16 protein-coding genes are annotated in these 17,941 nt (G+C 60.7%); 9 read left to right on the plus strand and 7 right to left on the minus strand.

Translation table 11 applies throughout. The features are described 5' to 3' along the window. Positions 1-79 precede the first annotated feature (79 nt). Complete coding sequence (pssA, locus tag HNR03_RS17760; RefSeq protein ID WP_259154905.1) at positions 80-1,423, minus strand: CDP-diacylglycerol--serine O-phosphatidyltransferase; 1,344 nt, start codon at positions 1,421-1,423, stop codon at positions 80-82. Positions 1,424-1,648: 225 nt separating this feature from the next. Between pssA and HNR03_RS17765 the strand changes: the two genes are divergently transcribed. Further along, the gene (locus HNR03_RS17765) at positions 1,649-2,212 is read left to right on the plus strand and encodes a TetR/AcrR family transcriptional regulator (RefSeq protein ID WP_259154906.1); all 564 of its coding nucleotides are present in this window, start codon (positions 1,649-1,651) and stop codon (positions 2,210-2,212) included. A 55-nt stretch (positions 2,213-2,267) separates the two neighbouring features. Continuing rightward, positions 2,268-2,744 carry a nuclear transport factor 2 family protein gene (locus tag HNR03_RS17770; protein WP_259154907.1) on the plus strand — a complete coding sequence of 159 codons (477 nt, stop codon included), beginning with the start codon at positions 2,268-2,270 and terminating at the stop codon, positions 2,742-2,744. A gap of 131 nt (positions 2,745-2,875) precedes the next feature. Here HNR03_RS17770 and sfnG read toward each other — a convergent pair whose 3' ends face one another. Beyond that, on the minus strand, positions 2,876-3,970 hold the full coding sequence (gene sfnG, locus HNR03_RS17775) for a dimethylsulfone monooxygenase SfnG (protein WP_222586512.1): 1,095 nt from the start codon (positions 3,968-3,970) through the stop codon (positions 2,876-2,878). Positions 3,971-4,316: 346 nt separating this feature from the next. Here sfnG and HNR03_RS17780 point away from each other — a divergent pair, with 346 nt between their 5' ends. Continuing rightward, a complete protein-coding gene (locus HNR03_RS17780) occupies positions 4,317-5,555 on the plus strand; it encodes an acyl-CoA dehydrogenase family protein (protein ID WP_259154909.1) in 1,239 nt (412 codons plus the stop codon). Positions 5,556-5,749: 194 nt separating this feature from the next. Continuing rightward, positions 5,750-6,529 carry a TSUP family transporter gene (locus HNR03_RS17785; protein ID WP_259154910.1) on the plus strand — a complete coding sequence of 260 codons (780 nt, stop codon included), beginning with the start codon at positions 5,750-5,752 and terminating at the stop codon, positions 6,527-6,529. Here the strand turns inward: HNR03_RS17785 and nudC are convergent. The 3 genes from nudC to HNR03_RS17800 all read right to left on the minus strand — a co-directional run bounded on the left by nudC (position 6,497) and on the right by HNR03_RS17800 (position 9,139). Then, positions 6,497-7,327 (minus strand): NAD(+) diphosphatase, encoded by an 831-nt coding sequence (nudC, locus tag HNR03_RS17790; protein ID WP_222586509.1) that lies wholly within the window; start codon positions 7,325-7,327, stop codon positions 6,497-6,499. The two genes, HNR03_RS17785 and nudC, sit on opposite strands and share 33 nt — an antisense overlap. Before the next feature lie 6 nt (positions 7,328-7,333). Then, positions 7,334-8,146 carry a crotonase/enoyl-CoA hydratase family protein gene (locus HNR03_RS17795; protein ID WP_259154911.1) on the minus strand — a complete coding sequence of 271 codons (813 nt, stop codon included), beginning with the start codon at positions 8,144-8,146 and terminating at the stop codon, positions 7,334-7,336. Positions 8,147-8,365: 219 nt separating this feature from the next. Continuing rightward, entirely contained in the window at positions 8,366-9,139 is a 774-nt protein-coding gene (locus tag HNR03_RS17800; protein ID WP_259154912.1) for a class I SAM-dependent methyltransferase, read from the minus strand. 194 nt (positions 9,140-9,333) lie between these two features. On the opposite strand from HNR03_RS17800, the gene HNR03_RS17805 reads away from it, so the two are divergent. The 3 genes from HNR03_RS17805 to HNR03_RS17815 all read left to right on the plus strand — a co-directional run bounded on the left by HNR03_RS17805 (position 9,334) and on the right by HNR03_RS17815 (position 11,179). Further along, entirely contained in the window at positions 9,334-9,864 is a 531-nt protein-coding gene (locus tag HNR03_RS17805; protein WP_259154913.1) for a tetratricopeptide repeat protein, read from the plus strand. 65 nt (positions 9,865-9,929) lie between these two features. Then, entirely contained in the window at positions 9,930-10,415 is a 486-nt protein-coding gene (locus HNR03_RS17810; RefSeq protein WP_259154914.1) for an RNA polymerase sigma factor, read from the plus strand. After that, positions 10,412-11,179 carry an anti-sigma factor gene (locus HNR03_RS17815; RefSeq protein WP_259154915.1) on the plus strand — a complete coding sequence of 256 codons (768 nt, stop codon included), beginning with the start codon at positions 10,412-10,414 and terminating at the stop codon, positions 11,177-11,179. Before HNR03_RS17810 ends, HNR03_RS17815 begins: the two co-directional genes overlap by 4 nt. 53 nt (positions 11,180-11,232) lie before the next feature. Here HNR03_RS17815 and HNR03_RS17820 read toward each other — a convergent pair whose 3' ends face one another. Together HNR03_RS17820 and HNR03_RS17825 are read right to left on the minus strand one after the other, a co-directional pair. Beyond that, the gene (locus HNR03_RS17820; RefSeq protein ID WP_259154916.1) at positions 11,233-12,534 is read right to left on the minus strand and encodes an ATP-binding protein; all 1,302 of its coding nucleotides are present in this window, start codon (positions 12,532-12,534) and stop codon (positions 11,233-11,235) included. A 4-nt stretch (positions 12,535-12,538) separates the two neighbouring features. Next, on the minus strand, positions 12,539-13,240 hold the full coding sequence (locus tag HNR03_RS17825; RefSeq protein WP_208668067.1) for a response regulator transcription factor: 702 nt from the start codon (positions 13,238-13,240) through the stop codon (positions 12,539-12,541). A 295-nt stretch (positions 13,241-13,535) separates the two neighbouring features. Here HNR03_RS17825 and HNR03_RS17830 point away from each other — a divergent pair, with 295 nt between their 5' ends. Together HNR03_RS17830 and HNR03_RS17835 are read left to right on the plus strand one after the other, a co-directional pair. Next, positions 13,536-14,693, plus strand: coding sequence for an efflux RND transporter periplasmic adaptor subunit (locus tag HNR03_RS17830; protein WP_259154920.1), 1,158 nt, complete (start codon positions 13,536-13,538; stop codon positions 14,691-14,693). A 14-nt stretch (positions 14,694-14,707) separates the two neighbouring features. Further along, positions 14,708-17,803, plus strand: coding sequence for an efflux RND transporter permease subunit (locus HNR03_RS17835; RefSeq protein ID WP_259154923.1), 3,096 nt, complete (start codon positions 14,708-14,710; stop codon positions 17,801-17,803). The last annotated feature ends 138 nt before the right edge of the window (positions 17,804-17,941 follow it).

A 17,941-nucleotide genomic window follows, 5' to 3' on the forward strand; every position in this document is an offset into this window, starting at 1 on the left:
CTTTCAACTGACACCTAACCTGTGGGAGCGGGCTTGCCCGCGATGGCATTCTGAAGGGCAATACAACTCCCCCCTGTGTTTACAACATCCGATACAGCAACCGCTCGATCCGCACCCGACTGACACGCTTCAAGAACTTGGCCACCGCCGGCGGATATTCCAGCAATGTTTCCAGATCCAGATAGCGCTCGATTCGCGTGGTGTTCTGGAAAATCTCTGCCAGCTCCTTGCTGCGCGGCTCCAGCAGTTCACCTTTCGGATCATCGATCAGCAGCGCGTTTTCCAGGTCGAGGCGGAAGGCGCGCGGGTTGAGGTTGTTGCCGGTCAACAAGGTGTAGCGCTTGTCGATCCACATGCCTTTGAGGTGGTAGGTGTTGTCGCCGTCCTTCCACAAATGCAGGTTGAGCTTGCCGCTGTCGATGCTTTCCTGATGCCGTTTGGCAAAGCGTCGCAGGCTGATCTCGTAAAGATACGGCAGCGCCGCGATCACCTTGAACGGCTCGCTCGGCGGGATGTAGAAGTCGTTGGCGGTCTTGTCGCCGACGATGATGTCGATCTTCACGCCGCGTGCCAGGGCCCTGTTGATCTCCCGGGTCACCGCCAGCGGCAGGTTGAAGTAAGGCGTGCAGATGGTCAGCTGATGCTGGGCGCTGGCGATCAACTCGCAAATCACCCGGCTCAACGGATTGTTCTTGCCCACGCCGAGCAACGGGCTCACCGACAACCCGGCTTTCTCCGTGGTGCCTGCCGTGGTGTCGTATGTGGCGTGCTTGAGGCGGCTGCGCAAGTCGCCGATGTCGTTGCGCAGGCTGCGGGTGGTCGGCAGGTTCGGCAGATCGAGACGATGCACCGCTTTGGAAGCGATCAAACCGTGCTGGATCAGATGCTGCATCGAGTCGGCCAGCGCTTGATTCTGCAGCAGGTGATAGCGGTCGTAGCGGTACTTGTCGAATTTGTGCAGGTAAACGTTGTTCAGGCTCGCGCCGCTATAGATCACACAGTCGTCAATCACAAAGCCCTTCAAATGCAACACGCCGAACAGCTCGCGGGTCTGCACCGGCACGCCGTACACCGGCACCTCGCTTTCGTGGGTGCGGGTCGCTTCCTGATACCAGGCCGAGTTGCCTGGCTGCTTGCCGGCACCGATCAAGCCGCGCTGGGCGCGCAGCCAATCAACCACCACGACCACGTCCAGTTGCGGACGTGCCAGTTTGGCGGCGTGCAAGGCATCAAGGATTTCCTGACCGGCTTCGTCCTGTTGCAAATACAGCGCGACGATATAGATGCGCTGAGTGGCACTGGCGATTTTTTCCAGCAGGCAACGTCGAAACTCGGCGGCGCCGGAAAGGATGGTGACGGCATCGGCGGTCAGCGGAAAACTGCGCAGTTTAGGCAGCAGAGAGCGTTTGAAAAGCGACGGCATAGGGCTCGCAAAGGGTCAATTCCGAATAGCCAGAGAGCTTACACCATGGATCAGCCGGGGTCTTCCCACGTCACCGATCGTTCCCACGCTCTGCGTGGGAATGCCGCCATGGACGCTCTGCGTCCGCTTTAAGGGCGACGCGGGATGCATTACCACGCAGAGCGTGGCAACGATCTTCATAAAAACCTGTTGACCAAGGAGAACGATCGTTCTACTGTTTGACCCATGAACGAAATCACTAGCAACGACACACGCGACATCATTCTGGATGTCACCGAAAAGTTGATCTACAAAAGTGGCATCGCCGCCACTGGCATGGATCTTCTGGTGAAAACCGCCGGCGTCTCCAGAAAAAGTATCTACCGCTACTTCGCCAACAAGGAGGAGCTGACCGTCGCCGCCTTGCAACGCCGCGATTTACGCTGGATGAACTGGTTCAGAACCGCGGTCGATCAGGCGCAAACCCCGGCCGAGCGCCTGCTCAACCTGTTTACCGTGCTCAAAGACTGGTTCGACTCGGAAGGCTTTCGCGGCTGCGCATTCATTAATACCAGCGGCGAAACCGGTGATCCGCAAGACCCGGTTCGCCTGGTCGCCAAAGACCACAAACAAAAGCTGCTCGACTACGTGCGCGAGCTCTGCACCGAATATGGCGCAGCCGACCCGGAGATGCTGGCCAGACAGCTGCTGATCCTGATCGACGGTGCCATTACCGTAGCGCTTGTGATGGGTGATCACAGTGCCGCCGATAATGCGCAATGCATGGCGCGAAAGTTATTGGACCTGTAACACTTAAATAAGCCCGACAACTTGCTTGAACTTTAATTTGAAAGGGAGACTTTAAATGCCTAACGCTGAAGTTCGTCCGCCATTGCCGCCGTTTACCCGTGAATCGGCGATCGAAAAAGTTCGCCTGGCCGAAGACGGCTGGAATTCCCGCGACCCGGAACGCGTATCGCTGGCCTACACCCTGGACACCAAATGGCGTAACCGCGCCGAGTTCGCTTACAACCGCGAAGAGGCCAAAGGTTTCCTGACCCGCAAATGGGCCAAGGAACTGGATTACCGCCTGATCAAGGAGCTCTGGGCCTTCACAGGCAACCGCATCGCCGTGCGTTACGCCTATGAATGGCACGACGACTCGGGCAATTGGTTCCGTTCCTACGGCAACGAAAACTGGGAGTTCGATGAAAACGGCTTGATGGCCAACCGGTTTGCCTGCATCAACGACCTGCCGATCAAGGAAAGCGAGCGCAAGTTCCACTGGCCGCTGGGCCGCCGTCCTGACGACCACCCGGGCCTGTCCGACCTGGGCCTGTAAACACTGATCCCTGACTGATCGTTCCCACGCTCTGCGTGGGAATGCCTCACCGGACGCTCCGCGTCCGCTTCAGGGACGCGGAGCGTCCCGGGCTGCATGCCCACGCAGAGCGTGGGAACGATCATGTGTGTTCAGGCGACTGCGGTCTGGGGCTTAGCCGCTGCTTTGGCCTCCAACTCACGCACCAACGGCAACACCCGCTTGCCGAAGTATTCCACTTCTTCCTGAAAGTGCAGGAACCCGGCCAGCACCAGGTCCACGCCCACCGCCTTCAACGCGACGATGCGCTCGGCAATCTGTTGCGGCGTGCCGATCAGGTTGGTCTTGAAGCCATCGTTGTACTGCACCAGATCCTCGAAGGTCGACTTGGCCCAGTTGCCCTCACCCTCTGGCGATGCCCTGCCCGCTTGCTTCGCCGCGTCACCAAACGCATTCACTGCTTCCGGATCGGCCTGATCGATGATCTGCGCCAGTACCGCTCGCGCCTCTTCTTCGGTGTCGCGGGCGATGACAAACGCGTTGACGCCGACTTTCACCGAATGGTTGTTGGCCGCCGCTTTGATGCGAATATCGTCGACCTGGGCCTTGATTCCTTCCGGGGTGTTGCCGTTGGTGAAGTACCAGTCCGAAACCCGCGCCGCCATGTCCCGCGCCGCGCGCGAGCTGCCGCCCTGGAAGATTTCCGGCTGGCCCAAAGGCTTGGGCTTGAGGCTGTAATTGTCGAAGCGGTAGAAGTCACCACGGAACGTGAAGTTGTCCTGGCTCCAGACGCCTTTGAGCGTACGGATGAATTCTTCGGAGCGACGATAACGCTCATCGTGTTCCAGCCAGTGTTCGCCAATCGCTTGAAACTCACCCTTGAACCAGCCACTGACAATGTTCACCGCGATCCGGCCATTAGTCAGCTGATCGATGGTCGCCAGTTGCTTGGCAGCCAACGCCGGTTGCCAAGGGCCTGGCAGGATCGCGGCGATGACTTTGAGCTTGGTGGTCGCGGCCAGTAACGCATGGCTGAAGGCGACGGATTCGTGCTGGAACTCGGCGCCATAACCGGCAGTGAAGCGAATCTGCGTCAGGGCATATTCGAAGCCGGCCTCTTCAGCCAGTTGCGCCAGTTTGCGGTTGTAGTCGATGCCCCAGTGGGTACGTTGTTCGATCTTGCTGACCACCAGTCCGCCGCTGACGTTCGGCACCCAGTAGGCAAATTTGACGGCTTGCTGACTCATTGGTTTGTCCTCGGGACTTTGGGGAAGTCCTTGGTGCAGAGCAGCAACCGTGCCAGCGTGGATTCGCAACTGTCTTGAGCCCAGCGAAATCCCTGTGGGAGCGAGCTTGCTCGCGATTGCGGTGTGTCATTCAACATCTTCATTAGCTGATATACCGCTATCGCGAGCAGGCTCGCTCCCACAGAAATCCGGGTGGATCTGGAGGCAATTTGCTGATGGACTGTTGCTGCGGCAACAGTTGCGATGGCTAAAAACCTGTGCAAGCCCGTAATGACGGGGCCTTTGAAGTCGGCATGGACCCTGCAATCCCCCCTTGGCACTCACTGCCGTTCCAAGGAGCCGACCCATGACCGAACACCAGATCATCAATCCTCTGTCCATTGGCACTGACTATGAGGCGCTGGCCTCGAGATTCCGGCCGATCTTCCAGCGCATCGCTGCTGGCGCCATTGAACGCGAACAAACGCGCAGCCTGCCGCACGAGCCGATCACATGGCTGAAGGAAGCCGGTTTCGGCGCCGTACGGGTTCCGGTTGAATATGGCGGCGGCGGCGCGTCCCTGCCCCAGTTATTCGAGTTATTGATCGAACTGGCCGAAGCCGATTCCAACGTGCCCCAAGCCTTGCGTGGGCATTTCGCCTTTGCCGAGGACCGCTTGAACGCACCGCCGGGACCGGGCCGGGACCTGTGGTTCAAACGCTTTGTCGACGGAGACCTGGTCGGCAACGCCTGGACTGAAATCGGCAGCGTGACGATTGGCGACGTCATCACCAAAGTCTCGCCCCACGGCGATCAGTGGCGGCTCAACGGCGAAAAGTTCTACAGCACCGGCAGCCTGTTTTCCGACTGGATCGACGTCTATGCCCAGCGCAGCGACACCGGCGGCGACGTGATTGCGGCGGTGCGCACTCGTCAGCCGGGAATCACCCAAAGCGATGACTGGGACGGGTTTGGCCAGCGCACCACCGGTAGCGGAACGTCGCGGTTTATCGACGCGGAAGTGCACGCCGAGAACCTCATCGATTTCGCCACCCGGTTCAAATACCAGACCGCGTTTTATCAGTTGGTGCTGCTCGCCACCCAGGCCGGCATTGGCCGCGCGGCATTGCGCGACGTGGCTCATCAGGTGCGCGAGCGCAAACGCATCTACAGCCATGGCAATGCGGCGCACGTCAGCCAGGACGCGCAGGTGCAGCAGGTGGTCGGTGAAATCGCCGCCCTGGTGTATGCCGCCGAAGCAACAGCATTAAGGGCCGCACAACCGGCACAACGGGCGTATCTGGCGCGGTTTTCGGGTGATGAAGTGCTGGAGCAGGCGGCGAATGTCGCAGCGGAAATCGAATCGGCCAAGGCGCAGGTGGTGGTCTCGGAGTTGATCCTGCGGGCCACCACGCAACTGTTCAATGCACTGGGGGCTTCGGATGTGCGGGCAGGTAAATCGCTGGACCGGCATTGGCGCAACGCGCGGACGGTCTCGTCGCACAATCCGCTGATCTACAAGGCGCGGATTGTCGGGGATTGGGCGATCAACGGGACAGAGCCGCCGTTTGTGTGGCAGATCGGGAATGGGCCGCAACCTAAGTGATGTAGCGACGGCATCGCGAGCAAGCCCGCTCCCACAGGGATCTCTACAACACTGGAGATCCCTGGGGGAGCGGGCTTGCTCCGGGCGGCGTTCCGACGAAGAGGCCAGACGGGTCGCCGCGAAGTTTGGATATGGGTAAGATATCGGCCCTTCCCCGCAGCCCCTTGCTGCACCCCGCCGAATAAGCCGATTCCATGCCTTTCGAACTCAGCGTTGACCTCACCACCCTGGCCATTCTGGCCATCGTCGCCTTCATTGCCGGTTTCATCGACGCCATCGCTGGCGGTGGCGGTCTGCTGACCACACCGGCCCTGCTGACCGCCGGCCTGCCGCCGCACCTGGTATTGGGCACCAACAAACTGAGTTCGACCTTCGGTTCGGCCACCGCCAGCTTCACCTTTTACCGGCGCAAATTGTTCCACCCCAGACAATGGATACACGCCATCGTCGGCACGCTGGTCGGTGCCCTGACGGGTGCCGTGGTCGCGCATTATCTGCCGGCGGAATGGCTGAACAAGATGCTCCCGGTGATCGTTTTCGCTTGCGGCCTGTACCTGTTGTTTGGCGGCACGCCGAAAGCGCCGCTGGACAGCGACGCACCGATCAAGAAGAAGTGGCAATCGACCCAAGGCTTCAGCCTCGGCTTCTACGATGGCGTGGCAGGTCCCGGCACTGGCGCGTTCTGGACGGTCAGCAGCCTGCTGCTTTACCCGATCGACCTGGTGAAGGCCAGTGGCGTGGCGCGCAGCATGAACTTCGTCAGCAACATCGCGGCGCTGTCGGTGTTTGTGTTTTCCGGGCAAGTGGACTGGATCATCGGCCTGAGCATGGGCCTGTCGGTGATGGTCGGCGCATTCTTCGGCGCTCGCACCGCCATCAGTGGCGGTGCGAAGTTCATCCGTCCGGTGTTCATCACCGTGGTGCTGGGCTTGACCGTGCGGTTAGCCTGGCAACACTGGTTCAGCGTGGCCTAAACGCCGTGCCACGTAGACGTCGATGAGGTAGCGGGCAATCGAGCGAGACGCCGGCAACGGCGGCAAGTCGTGTACGTTGAACCACTGGGCGTCTTCGATCTCGTCTTCCTGACAGACGATCTCGCCGCCGGCGTACTCGGCATGAAAACCGAGCATCATCGAATGCGGGAACGGCCAGCACTGGCTGCCCATGTACTGGATGTTCTTGACCTCGATCTGCACCTCTTCGCGCACCTCGCGAATCAGGCAGTCTTCAGCCGATTCGCCCGGCTCGGCAAACCCGGCCAACGTGCTGTAGACCCCGGCCACAAAGCGGGGCGAACGGGCCAGCAGCACTTCATCGCCCCGGGTCACCAGCACGATCATGCTCGGCGAAATCCGTGGGTAATAGCGCAGGTCACACGATTGGCAGTACATCGCCCGCTCTCGGGGAACCTGGGTCGCCGCCTGGCCACAGTTGCCGCAAAAGCGGTGCTCGCGATACCAGGTGCCAATCTGCGCGGCATAACCGAGCACTTTGTACACCGTGTGATCACCGTCGAGCATGAAGGCCCGCAAGCCCTTCCAGTTGCAACCCGGCACTTCGCTGTGACTGCTCAATTCCAGCAGATAAACCGGCTCGCCATCCAGATGACCGATGCCATGCTCGGCCAGGATCGACAGGTCCTGGCGCTTGAGCCATTCGCGCGGGAACAGCGCGCCATTGTCATCGAACATAAAGCCTTCGGGGCTGCGGGCCACGGCCCAGCCGCCGGGTTGATCGGTGTCCAGTACTGCGGTGGTCCAGCGTGAAGTCATTTTTAATCAATCCAGAAATTCGGGTTTCTGTTTGCTCATATGGGCGGCCATGGCCACGCGCAAATCGGTGGATTGCAGCATGGCGGCGTTCCAGGTGGCGACGTATTCGAGGCCGTCATCGATGCGATGGTCACGCATGTAGCTGATCATCTCCTTGGTGCCGGTGATCGCAATCGGCGACTTGGCGGCGATCTCGCGGGCAATGCCCATGACGCCATCCAGCAGGCTGGCATGGTCGCTGTAGACGCGATTGACCAGGCCTATCGTGCGCGCTTCATCGGCACCAAAGGTGCGACCAGTGTAAGCCAGTTCACGCAGCATGCCGTCACCGATGATCCGCGGCAAGCGCTGTAAGGTGCCGACGTCGGCGGCCATGCCGATATCAATTTCCTTGATCGAGAATTGCGCGTCTTCAGCGGCGTAACGCATGTCGCACGCGGCAATCAGGTCGATGGCGCCACCCAGGCAATAGCCTTGAATCGCCGCCAGGACGGGCTTGCGGCAATGATCAACGGCATTGAACGACGCTTGCAGGGCGAGAATCTTGCGCCGCAGCAGGCGAGCGTTACGGCCGACGTCCTTGCCCAGTTCATTGGCCACGCCAGCGAGCATCATCAAGTCGATACCCGAGGAAAAATGCTTGCCGGCACCGCTCAATACCACCACACGAACCTCGTCGGTGTCATCGACCCACTGGAAAATCTCGATGATCTCGCTCCAGAACGCGGCGTTCATCGAGTTGATCTTTTCCGGGCGGTTGATCTGCACATGGGCGATTTTATCGGCCAGTTCGACGGTGAACGCGGTGTACTGAGACATGGCAGTGATCCTTTTACCGGGCAAAAAATGAGGTCCGGACTATAACAAGGCATTGCCTGGGGGAGTAAGGCAGCGGTTTGGCCAAAAGCGGGACTTACTTCAAGTTCTTTAATGCCTGGGCCGGCCCTTTCGCGAGCAAGCTCGCTCCCACACTGGATCTATGGCGCTCACAAATTCCCTGTGGGAGCGAGCCTGCTCGCGATTGGCCGCACCACCCATCTACCTGCCCTTCACCGCCACAAACGCCAAGGTTTCATAAGGCACCGTCACCACATCTTTCCCACGCAACGCCGGCTCCCCGGCAACCAATGCGCGCAACTGCTCATCAACCTTCGCTCGCTGCTCCTGAGGCAGCGCCGCGATATAACTGATGGAGCGCACCCGGTTGAAAATCACGTCCTCCGGCTTCCCCGTATGCGAATGATTGAAATGCTGCGCCTGCAATGGCCCGAACGCTTTGTGAGGAAAGGCCTGGCGCCAGGCACCGGTGTGAAAACGCGGCGTATCGCCTTCCAGCGCGTTGACGATCGCATCCAGTTTCGGCATCCAGCTCACCCGGGTATCGCGCTGGTTCCACACCAGCCCCAGTTTGCCGCCCGGTTTCAGCACCCGGGCGATTTCAGTCAGCGCCTCGGTGCTGGCAAACCAGTGAAAGGCCTGGGCGCAGACCACCACGTCCACCGAGACATCGGGCAGCGGCAGATCCGTCGCCGTGCCGCTGACCGCCAACACATGAGGGAAGGCCAGCGACAGCTTCTCCAGCATCTGCGCCACCGGTTCCACGGCAATCACCTGCGCCCCGGTCGCCACCAGCCGTCCCGTGAACTTGCCGGTTCCGGCACCGAGATCGATCACGGTTTTGTGGGCGTTCAATCCAAGGGTGCCCGTCAACCAGTCAGCCACCTGCGGCGGATAGTCCGGGCGACCGCGAACATAAGTGTCGGCTGCGGTCTTATAGCCCGCGGCCGCGGCATGATGGACCTGATCTTTCATGGCAGTTCTCCCGATGGACAACGAATGTTGTCGAGCATAGCGGCTGGACTTGAGCTTTCCTTGTAATGATCGACACGCAGAAATGAATAATTGTTCACTCAGAGGTGTTCTCTTTATGACGCCTATGAGAATGCCGCCGGATGCTGGCGGGCACGCGGCTCAACTGAAACGAAACTACTTCCGGAGCACCCTTCATGACTCTGCGTTTTGCGGTTTTCACCACCCCGCTGCTGCTCACCGCCGTCTTGTCCGGCTCGTTGGCCTGGGCGCATGGCGATGTAGAAGAACCGGCCAAGCCCAATTGCCCCAAAGGCCAGGTCTGGGACAGCAAGCAACAGAAATGCCTGAGGCAAACCAGCAACCTGGTGCCGGACGCCGACCGCACCGACTATGCTTTCCGCCTGGCCAAGGACGGACGCTATGAGGAAGCCCTGGCCCTGCTCGATACCCTGAAGCAGCCCAACACTGCAAAAGCCCTTAACTACCGAGGCTACGCCACGCGTAAACTTGGCCGTACAGATGAAGGCATCGGTTACTACCTGCAATCGGTCAAACTCGACCCGCAGTATGCGCAAGTGCGCGAATACCTCGGCGAGGCTTATGTGATCAAAGGTCGACTGGACCTGGCTCAGGAGCAGTTGCAGCACATCAAATCGATCTGCGGCAGCACCTGCGAGGAGTACCAGGACCTGGCCGAAGCCATCAACGATTCATCGAAAACCTGACATCGAGACAAACGGAGGTCGCCATCGCCAGCGATCAGGCAATACGGGCAGAACTGGGCCAGCATTTGACGCGGTTATGGCGTTACGGCCTGCTGCTGTCCCGGCAACGGCATGTCGCCGAAGACCTGGTGCAAGCCACCTGTGTTCGGGCACTTGAGCGTGCCGGGCAATTTGTCCCGGGCACGCGCATGGACCGCTGGCTGCTGAGCATTTTGCATTCGATCTGGCTCAACGAAGTGCGCTCCCGGCGGGTGCGCCAGGGCCAGGGTCTGGTGGATGCCGACAGCCAGCTGTCGTTTGACGGTGAGGCGGCAGCGCAGACCCATGTGCTCGCCGCCCAGGTGATCCGCCGCGTCGATGCCCTGCCCGAGGCCCAACGCGAAACGGTGTACCTGGCCTACGTCGAAGGCTTGTCCTATCGCGAGGTGGCCGAAGTGCTGCAATTGCCCATCGGCACGGTCATGAGCCGACTCGCTGCCGCCCGCGTGAAACTGGCCGAATACCCGCCACTGCACGCGGTACCGAATCCTTCAACTGGAGAACGTCGATGAACGATCGCGCGACACCTTCGGATGAGCAGTTGGTGGCCTACCTGGACAATCAACTCGACGTCGAACAGCGCACGCGTATCGACGCCGCCATCGCCGAAGACTCCGTGCTCAATCTGCGCCTGCAATGGCTGGCACGCAGCAGCCTGCCGTTTCGCCAGGCCTATGACGAACTGGCCCAACAGGCGCCTGTCGATCGCCTGCAGTCCATGCTCGACACCTTGCCATCGCCTGAACGCCCGGCCGTCAGTCGCCGCTGGTTCCTCGCGGCGGCTGCCGGTCTGGTGGTCAGCGGCGTGTTGGCCGATCGCTTGTTCCTCGGCTGGCAACTGAGCCAGCAAAAGAGCAACTGGCGCGGGCTGGTGGCCGATTATATGGCGCTCTACGTGCCGCAGACCCTGGACCACTTGCCCAGCGACGAAGCCACCGAGCGCGCGCAATTGCGCACCATCGATGCCCGGCTGGGCCTGAACCTGTCGCCGGCGCAACTGGCCCTGCCCCGGTCCGAATTCAAGCGCGCGCAAATCCTCGAATACGAAGGCGTGCCCATCGCGCAGATTACCTACCTCGACCCGGCACATGGCCCGATTGCGTTGTGCGCCACCCGATCCAACAGCGGCAGCCGACACTTCGCCCATGAACGCCGTCACGGCATGAATGTGGTGTATTGGGCCGACATGGAACACGCCTGGATGCTGATCGGGCACAACCCGGCGACGGAACTGGAGGACATGGCGAAGGTGTTGAGGAGTCGGCTTGGTGCTTGACCCAGGCAGTTGCCGGCCCCCGCGGTTCGGCAGCTTCTACTACCAAGCGCCCATCAGGCCTGAGCGGGCAACCACAACCGGAACCGCGCGCCGCCCAATGGCGACGGTTCCACGGTCAGCGTACCGCCCTGCGCTTCCAGTGCCCGCCGACTGATCGCCAGTCCCAGGCCAAACCCGCCCGTTGCCCGATCCCGACTACGGTCCAGTCGATAGAACGGCTCGAAGACCCGTTCGCGCGCCTCATCCGGAATGCCGATACCATCGTCGTCCACCCAAATCTCACATCCTTTCGGGCAAACCTTGACGCCGATCTGAATGCGCTTTTCGCAGTAGCGCATGGCATTGCGCAGCAGGTTTTGAATGGCGCGCGCCGTCAATCGCGGGTCCAGCACGAAGCGTTCAAGTTGGCCATGCAGCAACACGTCGATGACGATCTCCGGTGACTCCAGCTCTTCATCGACGCTGCCCAGAATGCTGTCGATGAATTCATCCAGCGACACTTCAACCCGCTCGGGCAGTCTCGCCGGGTTTTGCAGGCGGCTGTAGGACAGCAATTCCAGCACCAACTCGTCCAGTTCGCGAATGTGCCCGACCAGACCTTGCAGGCGTTCGAGGCTGGCGGCCGGCAAGTCGTCGGACAGCGCCAGGGCCAGGCCGAAATCCAGACGCGTCAACGGTGTGCGCAGTTCGTGGGACACGGCGTTGAGCAGGTCGCGCTGCTGGTTGAGCAGGTTTTCGATATCGCCAGCCATGGTGTCGAAGACGTTGGCCAGGCTGCCGATGTTGGAATGCGGGGAGATCTGCGTGCGCTCGCCAAGGTGGCCTTTGCCGAAACGTTCGGCGGTGCCCTTGAGACGTTCCAGATCGCGCCAGTGCGGGCGTAGCCACAGCAACAGGCATGCGAGCATGGTCGCACCGATCAGGACGTTGATGCTCCAGTACAACAGACTGACGTCCATCGGGTCCGGTGGCACGACCATTTGCACGACGGTCTGCTTGTTCAGCGGCGCCACCGCCAAGGTGCGCCAGCCCCAGTCACCGATGCGCACGACATTCTCTCCACGTTCTAAACGTTCGCGCTCATCGAGGGTGAAGTCGGCGTCGTCGGGGCGGCTCAGGACGATGTGCAGTGGCGCAAAGTCCTTGTCCATCTCGGTAGCCAGTGCCGGCCATTGGGTTTCGGGTACGGCGTGGAATTGCTTGACGATGAGGGTTTGCAGGCCGCGCGAATAATCGAGGTTGTAGGTGACGAAGCGCTCATGGAAGACCTTGATCACCAGGTCCGGTACCAGATAAATCGCCGCGCTGTACGAGACGATCATCACCAGATAGAGGCGAAACAGAATCCTGAACATCGTCTCAGCATTCCCACTCGGAACGGCTGAACAGGTAACCCTTGCCCCACACGGTCTTGATCTTGCGCGCCTCGCCTGCGTGGTCGTCGAACTTGCGTCGCAACTTTGAAATCGCCACGTCCACCGAACGGTCGGTGCCATTGAATTCAATGCCGCGCAGGCGTTGCAGGATCTGATCGCGGCTCAGCACTTCACCGGCATGCCGGGCCAGCACCACCAGCAGGTTGTATTCACCGCTGGACAGCTCGACGAGTTGGTCGCGCCAGGTCACGGTGCGCTCGGACAGGTCGATGCACAGGTTGCCCATGAGGATTCGATCGTTGGCGGTCTGCGGTTCGCTGAGGCTGCTGCGGCGCAACAGGGTGCGCACGCGGGCGAGCAAGACCCGGGGTTCACACGGTTTGGTGACGTAGTCATCGGCGCCCATTTCCAGGCCCAGCACTTGATCGTGACTATCGTCACGGGCAGTCAGCATCAAAATCGGCAGCGTGGCCGAGTCCGCCCGCAGCAAGCGGCAGACTTGCAGACCATCGAGCCCCGGCAGCATCAGGTCGAGAATCACCAGGTCCGGCGGATTGACCCGCGCCCGTTCGCGCACGTGGTCGCCACGGCTGATCACGCTGACGCAATAGCCGTTGCGTTCCAGGTAGCTGGCAATCAGCTCGGAGAGCGCGGTGTCGTCTTCGACCAGGAGGATGTTGGGCATGGGGTGTTTCCAGAAAGTGCAGTGGCAACTGATAGACCGCCATCGCGAGCAAGCTCGCTCCCACAGTAGATTGGGGATGTTCACAAAATCTGTGCTCACATCACACCCCTGTGGGAGCTAGCCTGCTAGCGATGGCGGCCTGACAGTCGCAAAAAGTGTCAAGCCGCCAAGGATATACGCCCACACCCGCCCGTGAGTAAAACCCTTACACAATTTCACACAGCACCAACAAAGCTTCACCGCTACTCTCGTCGCCTCGCCGTAGGATGCGCGCAGTCATTATTGGGGTATTTACATGTCAAACAACCTGCTTGCCAGGCTCAGCCTGATGGCTCTGGCGTTCACGCTGAGCGCGTGTGACAAGTCCTCGAACGCCCAAGAGCAGGCGCCGCTGGCCACGGTACGGATCGAAACGGTCGAAGCCCGGCCCCTGTCGATCACCAGCGAATTGAGCGGGCGGATTGCCGCGCCACGGATTGCCGAAGTCCGCGCCCGGGTTGCTGGCGTGGTGTTGCAACGCGCTTTTCGCGAAGGCAGCGACGTAAAACAAGGCGACGTGCTGTTCCGCATTGACCCGGCGCCGTTCCAGGCCGATCTGGACAGCGCCGAAGCGGCATTGCGCAAGGCCGAGGCCAACGCCTTCCAGGCCAGGCTGCAGGAACAGCGCTACGCCCAATTGATCGAAGGCAACGCCATCAGCGGTCAGGATTACGACAACGCCCGGGCCAGCGTCCGGCAAACCGCCGCCGACGTCGCCGCCAATAAGGCCGCCGTGGTCCGCGCCAGGCTCAACCTCGGTTATGCCACCGTCACTGCACCGATATCCGGACGTATCGGACGTGCGCTGGTGACCGAAGGTGCATTGGTGGGGCAGAACGAAACCACCCCTCTGGCGCTGATTCAGCAGTTGAATCCGATCCATGCCGACCTGACCCAATCGACCCGCGAACTCAACGATCTGCGCCGCGCGTTCCGTTCCGGCCAGTTGAAGGAAGTGGGCCAGGGCCAGGCCAAAGCCACGTTGATCCAGGACGACGGCAGCCTTTACCCGCTGCCGGGCAAGTTGCTGTTCACCGACATCACCGTCGACCCGGGTACCGGCCAGATCATTCTGCGCAGCGAATTTCCCAACCCGGATCTCGACTTGCTGCCGGGCAGCTTCGTGCGTGTGCGCCTGGAGCAAGCGGTGAATCAGCAAGGCATCAGCGTGCCGCAACGGGCCATCCAGCGTGACAGCGCCGGGATTGCCCATGTGTTGCTGATCGACGCCGAGCAGCGTGTCGGCCAGCAACCGGTGGAACTGGGCGCCGTGCAGAACGATCGCTGGATCGTCACCGGCGGCCTGAAGTCCGGCGACCGCATCGTCACCGAAGGCCTGCAACATGCCAAACCCGGTGAGAAAGTCCAGATCGATAACACCCCTCTTCCACTTGCCCAGGTTTCTGGTCAGTAAGCAGGACGCTTTTTATGCCGCACTTCTTTATCGATCGCCCGGTGTTTGCCTGGGTGGTTGCCCTGTTCATCCTGCTGGCTGGCGCTTTGGCCATTCCTCAGTTGCCGGTGGCGCAATACCCCAACGTCGCGCCGCCCCAGGTCGAAATCTATGCCGTGTACCCCGGCGCTTCGGCGCAGACCATCGACGAAAGCGTGGTCAGCCTGATCGAGGAAGAGCTCAACGGCGCCGATCACCTGTTGTATTTCGAATCCCAGAGCAGCCTCGGCAGCGCCACCATCAAGGCCACTTTTCAGCCCGGCACCAACCCGGAAATGGCACAGGTCGATGTGCAAAACCGCCTGAAAGTGGTGGAGTCGCGCCTGCCGCAAGCGGTGAACCAGCAAGGCTTGCAGGTGGAGAAAGTCTCTGCCGGCTTCCTGCTGCTGATCACCCTGACCTCCAGCGACGGCAAGCTCGACGACGTGGCGCTCAGCGATTACCTGGCGCGCAACGTAATGAACGAGATCAAGCGCCTGGACGGTGTCGGCAAGGCCCAGCTGTACGGTGCCGAACGGGCCATGCGGATCTGGATCGACCCGCAGAAGCTGATCGGTTTCAACCTGACCCCGGCCGACGTCAACGCCGCCATCGTGGCGCAGAACGCCCAGGTTTCGGCCGGCAGCATTGGCGATTTGCCGACCCGCACGACACAGGAAATCACTGCGACCATTCTGGTCAAAGGCCAATTGTCGACGCCTGAAGAGTTCGCCGACATCGTCCTCAAGGCCAATCCCGACGGGTCCACCGTGCGCATCAAGGACGTGGCGCGGGTCGAGATCGGCAGCCAGGAATATCAATTCGGCACGCGCTTGAACGGCAAACCCTCGACCGCCGTCAGCGTGCAGCTGTCTCCCGGCGCCAATGCCCTGAGCACCGCGAATCTGGTGCGGGCGAAGATGGACGACCTGGCGCGTTACTTCCCGGCGGGCGTCGAATACAAGATTCCGTACGACACCTCGCCGTTCGTCAAAGTCTCGATCACCAAAGTGATATACACCCTTGGCGAAGCCATGTTGCTGGTGTTTGCGGTGATGTTCCTGTTCCTGCAGAACATCCGCTACACGCTGATCCCGACACTGGTAGTCCCCGTTGCGTTGATGGGCACTTTCGCGACCATGCTTGCGCTGGGCTTCTCGATCAACGTGCTGACCATGTTCGGCATGGTGCTGGCCATCGGCATTCTGGTGGACGATGCCATCGTGGTGGTGGAGAACGTCGAGCGCATCATGGCCACCGAAGGCCTGTCGCCCAAGGAAGCGACGCGCAAGGCGATGAAGCAGATCACCGGCGCGATCATCGGCATCACCCTGGTGCTGGTGGCGGTATTCATTCCGATGGCGTTCATGCAGGGTTCGGTGGGGGTGATTTACCAGCAGTTCTCGCTGTCGATGGCCACCTCGATTCTGTTCTCGGCGTTCCTGGCGCTGACCTTGACCCCGGCGTTGTGCGCGACGCTGCTCAAGCCGATTGCCAAGGGCGAGCATCACGAAAAGCGCGGTTTTTTTGGCTGGTTCAACCGTGGCTTCGAACGTTTGACCGAACGTTATCAAGGCTGGGTCGCCTACGCCCTGAAACGCACGGGCCGTTACCTCCTGATCTACGGCGTGCTGCTGATCGGTCTGGGCCTGTGTTTCAGCCGTCTGCCCTCTTCGTTCCTGCCGGTTGAGGATCAGGGCTACACCATCACCGACATTCAACTGCCGCCAGGCGCGAGCAAAAACCGCACGGTGCAGGTGGTTGAGCAAATCGAAGCGCACAACGCCACCGAACCCGGTGTTGGCGATAGCACGGTGATTCTTGGTTTCAGTTTTTCCGGCAGCGGGCAGAACGCCGCGCTGGCGTTTACCACGCTCAAGGACTGGTCGGATCGAGGCAGTGACGACTCGGCAAGTTCGATTGCCGACCGCGCCAACATCGTCCTGAGCCAGATCAAGGACGCCGTGGCCTTCTCGGTATTGCCACCGCCGGTAGACGGCCTCGGAACCTCCAGCGGTTTTGAGTTCCGCTTGCAGGATCGCGGCGGCCTCGGCCACGCCACATTGATGCAGGCGCGCACGGCGGTACTCGCCGCCGCCGAGAAAAGCCCGATCCTGATGAACGTGCGCGAAAGTGCCCTGGCCGAAGCACCGCAAGTGCAGCTGGAAGTCGACCGCAAACAGGCCAACGCGCTGGGCGTGTCCTTTGCCGACGTTGGCAACGTGCTGTCGACAGCGGTCGGTTCGGCCTACATCAACGATTTCCCCAATCAGGGACGGATGCAACGGGTGGTGGTGCAGGCGCAAGGCGACCAGCGCAGTCAGGTCGCCGATGTGTTGAAGATCCACGTACGTAACGATGCAGGAAAAATGGTGCCACTGTCGGCCTTCGTTCAGGCGAAATGGATTCAAGGCCCGGCGCAGTTGACCCGCTACAACGGCTATCCGGCGATTGCCATTTCCGGCGAACCCGCACCCGGCCACAGCACCGGCGAAGCCATGGCGGAAATCGAACGGCTGGTGGCGCAAGGCCCGGCCGGGTTGGGTCAGGAATGGACCGGGTTGTCGTTGCAGGAACGCTTGTCTGGCAGTCAGGCGCCGATTCTGCTCGGGCTGTCGCTGCTGATCGTATTCCTGTGTCTGGCGGCGCTGTATGAGAGCTGGTCGATCCCGACATCGGTGTTGCTGGTGGTGCCGCTGGGTGTGCTCGGCGCCGTACTGGCCGTGACCTTTCGCGGAATGCCCAACGATGTGTTCTTCAAGGTCGGGTTGATCACCATCATCGGTCTGTCGGCGAAGAACGCGATCCTGATCATCGAGTTTGCCAAGAGCCTTTATGACGAAGGCCACGACCTGGTTGACGCGACCTTGCAAGCCGCCCGCTTGCGCTTGCGACCGATTGTGATGACCTCAATGGCTTTCATCCTCGGCGTGGTGCCGTTGGCGATTGCCACCGGAGCCAGCTCGGCGAGCCAACAAGCGATCGGCACCGGGGTGATTGGCGGGATGATCACGGCGACACTGGCGGTGGTGTTTGTGCCGGTGTTTTTTGTGGTGGTGATGAGATGCGTGAAGGGTAAAGCAAAAGGGTAAGTCAAACCTCTCGGGCGATGGCGATAACAGTCGCCCGAGAACACCTATAACGCATATGCATGATCGCTATAACGAACCCATCTCAATAACCTGTCATATTTGACAGTAGTCGAAGCGTTCCCTGACCCCTTAACCTAG

This window comes from Pseudomonas sp. JAI111 (assembly GCF_024809425.1).
In the GTDB taxonomy this organism is placed as follows: Bacteria; Pseudomonadota; Gammaproteobacteria; order Pseudomonadales; family Pseudomonadaceae; genus Aquipseudomonas.

Bases quoted from the DNA above. Each gene is read 5' to 3' on its own strand.
- HNR03_RS17805 (WP_259154913.1), top strand. From the start codon at position 9,334: ATGACTCTGCGTTTTGCGGTTTTCACCACCCCGCTGCTGCTCACCGCC.
- HNR03_RS17795 (WP_259154911.1), bottom strand. From the start codon at position 8,146: ATGTCTCAGTACACCGCGTTCACCGTCGAACTGGCCGATAAAATCGCC.
- HNR03_RS17815 (WP_259154915.1), top strand. From the start codon at position 10,412: ATGAACGATCGCGCGACACCTTCGGATGAGCAGTTGGTGGCCTACCTG.
- HNR03_RS17825 (WP_208668067.1), bottom strand. From the start codon at position 13,240: ATGCCCAACATCCTCCTGGTCGAAGACGACACCGCGCTCTCCGAGCTG.
- sfnG (WP_222586512.1), bottom strand. From the start codon at position 3,970: ATGAGTCAGCAAGCCGTCAAATTTGCCTACTGGGTGCCGAACGTCAGC.
- HNR03_RS17770 (WP_259154907.1), top strand. From the start codon at position 2,268: ATGCCTAACGCTGAAGTTCGTCCGCCATTGCCGCCGTTTACCCGTGAA.
- HNR03_RS17765 (WP_259154906.1), top strand. From the start codon at position 1,649: ATGAACGAAATCACTAGCAACGACACACGCGACATCATTCTGGATGTC.
- HNR03_RS17785 (WP_259154910.1), top strand. From the start codon at position 5,750: ATGCCTTTCGAACTCAGCGTTGACCTCACCACCCTGGCCATTCTGGCC.
- HNR03_RS17800 (WP_259154912.1), bottom strand. From the start codon at position 9,139: ATGAAAGATCAGGTCCATCATGCCGCGGCCGCGGGCTATAAGACCGCA.
- pssA (WP_259154905.1), bottom strand. From the start codon at position 1,423: ATGCCGTCGCTTTTCAAACGCTCTCTGCTGCCTAAACTGCGCAGTTTT.
- nudC (WP_222586509.1), bottom strand. From the start codon at position 7,327: ATGACTTCACGCTGGACCACCGCAGTACTGGACACCGATCAACCCGGC.
- HNR03_RS17820 (WP_259154916.1), bottom strand. From the start codon at position 12,534: ATGTTCAGGATTCTGTTTCGCCTCTATCTGGTGATGATCGTCTCGTAC.
- HNR03_RS17835 (WP_259154923.1), top strand. From the start codon at position 14,708: ATGCCGCACTTCTTTATCGATCGCCCGGTGTTTGCCTGGGTGGTTGCC.
- HNR03_RS17780 (WP_259154909.1), top strand. From the start codon at position 4,317: ATGACCGAACACCAGATCATCAATCCTCTGTCCATTGGCACTGACTAT.
- HNR03_RS17830 (WP_259154920.1), top strand. From the start codon at position 13,536: ATGTCAAACAACCTGCTTGCCAGGCTCAGCCTGATGGCTCTGGCGTTC.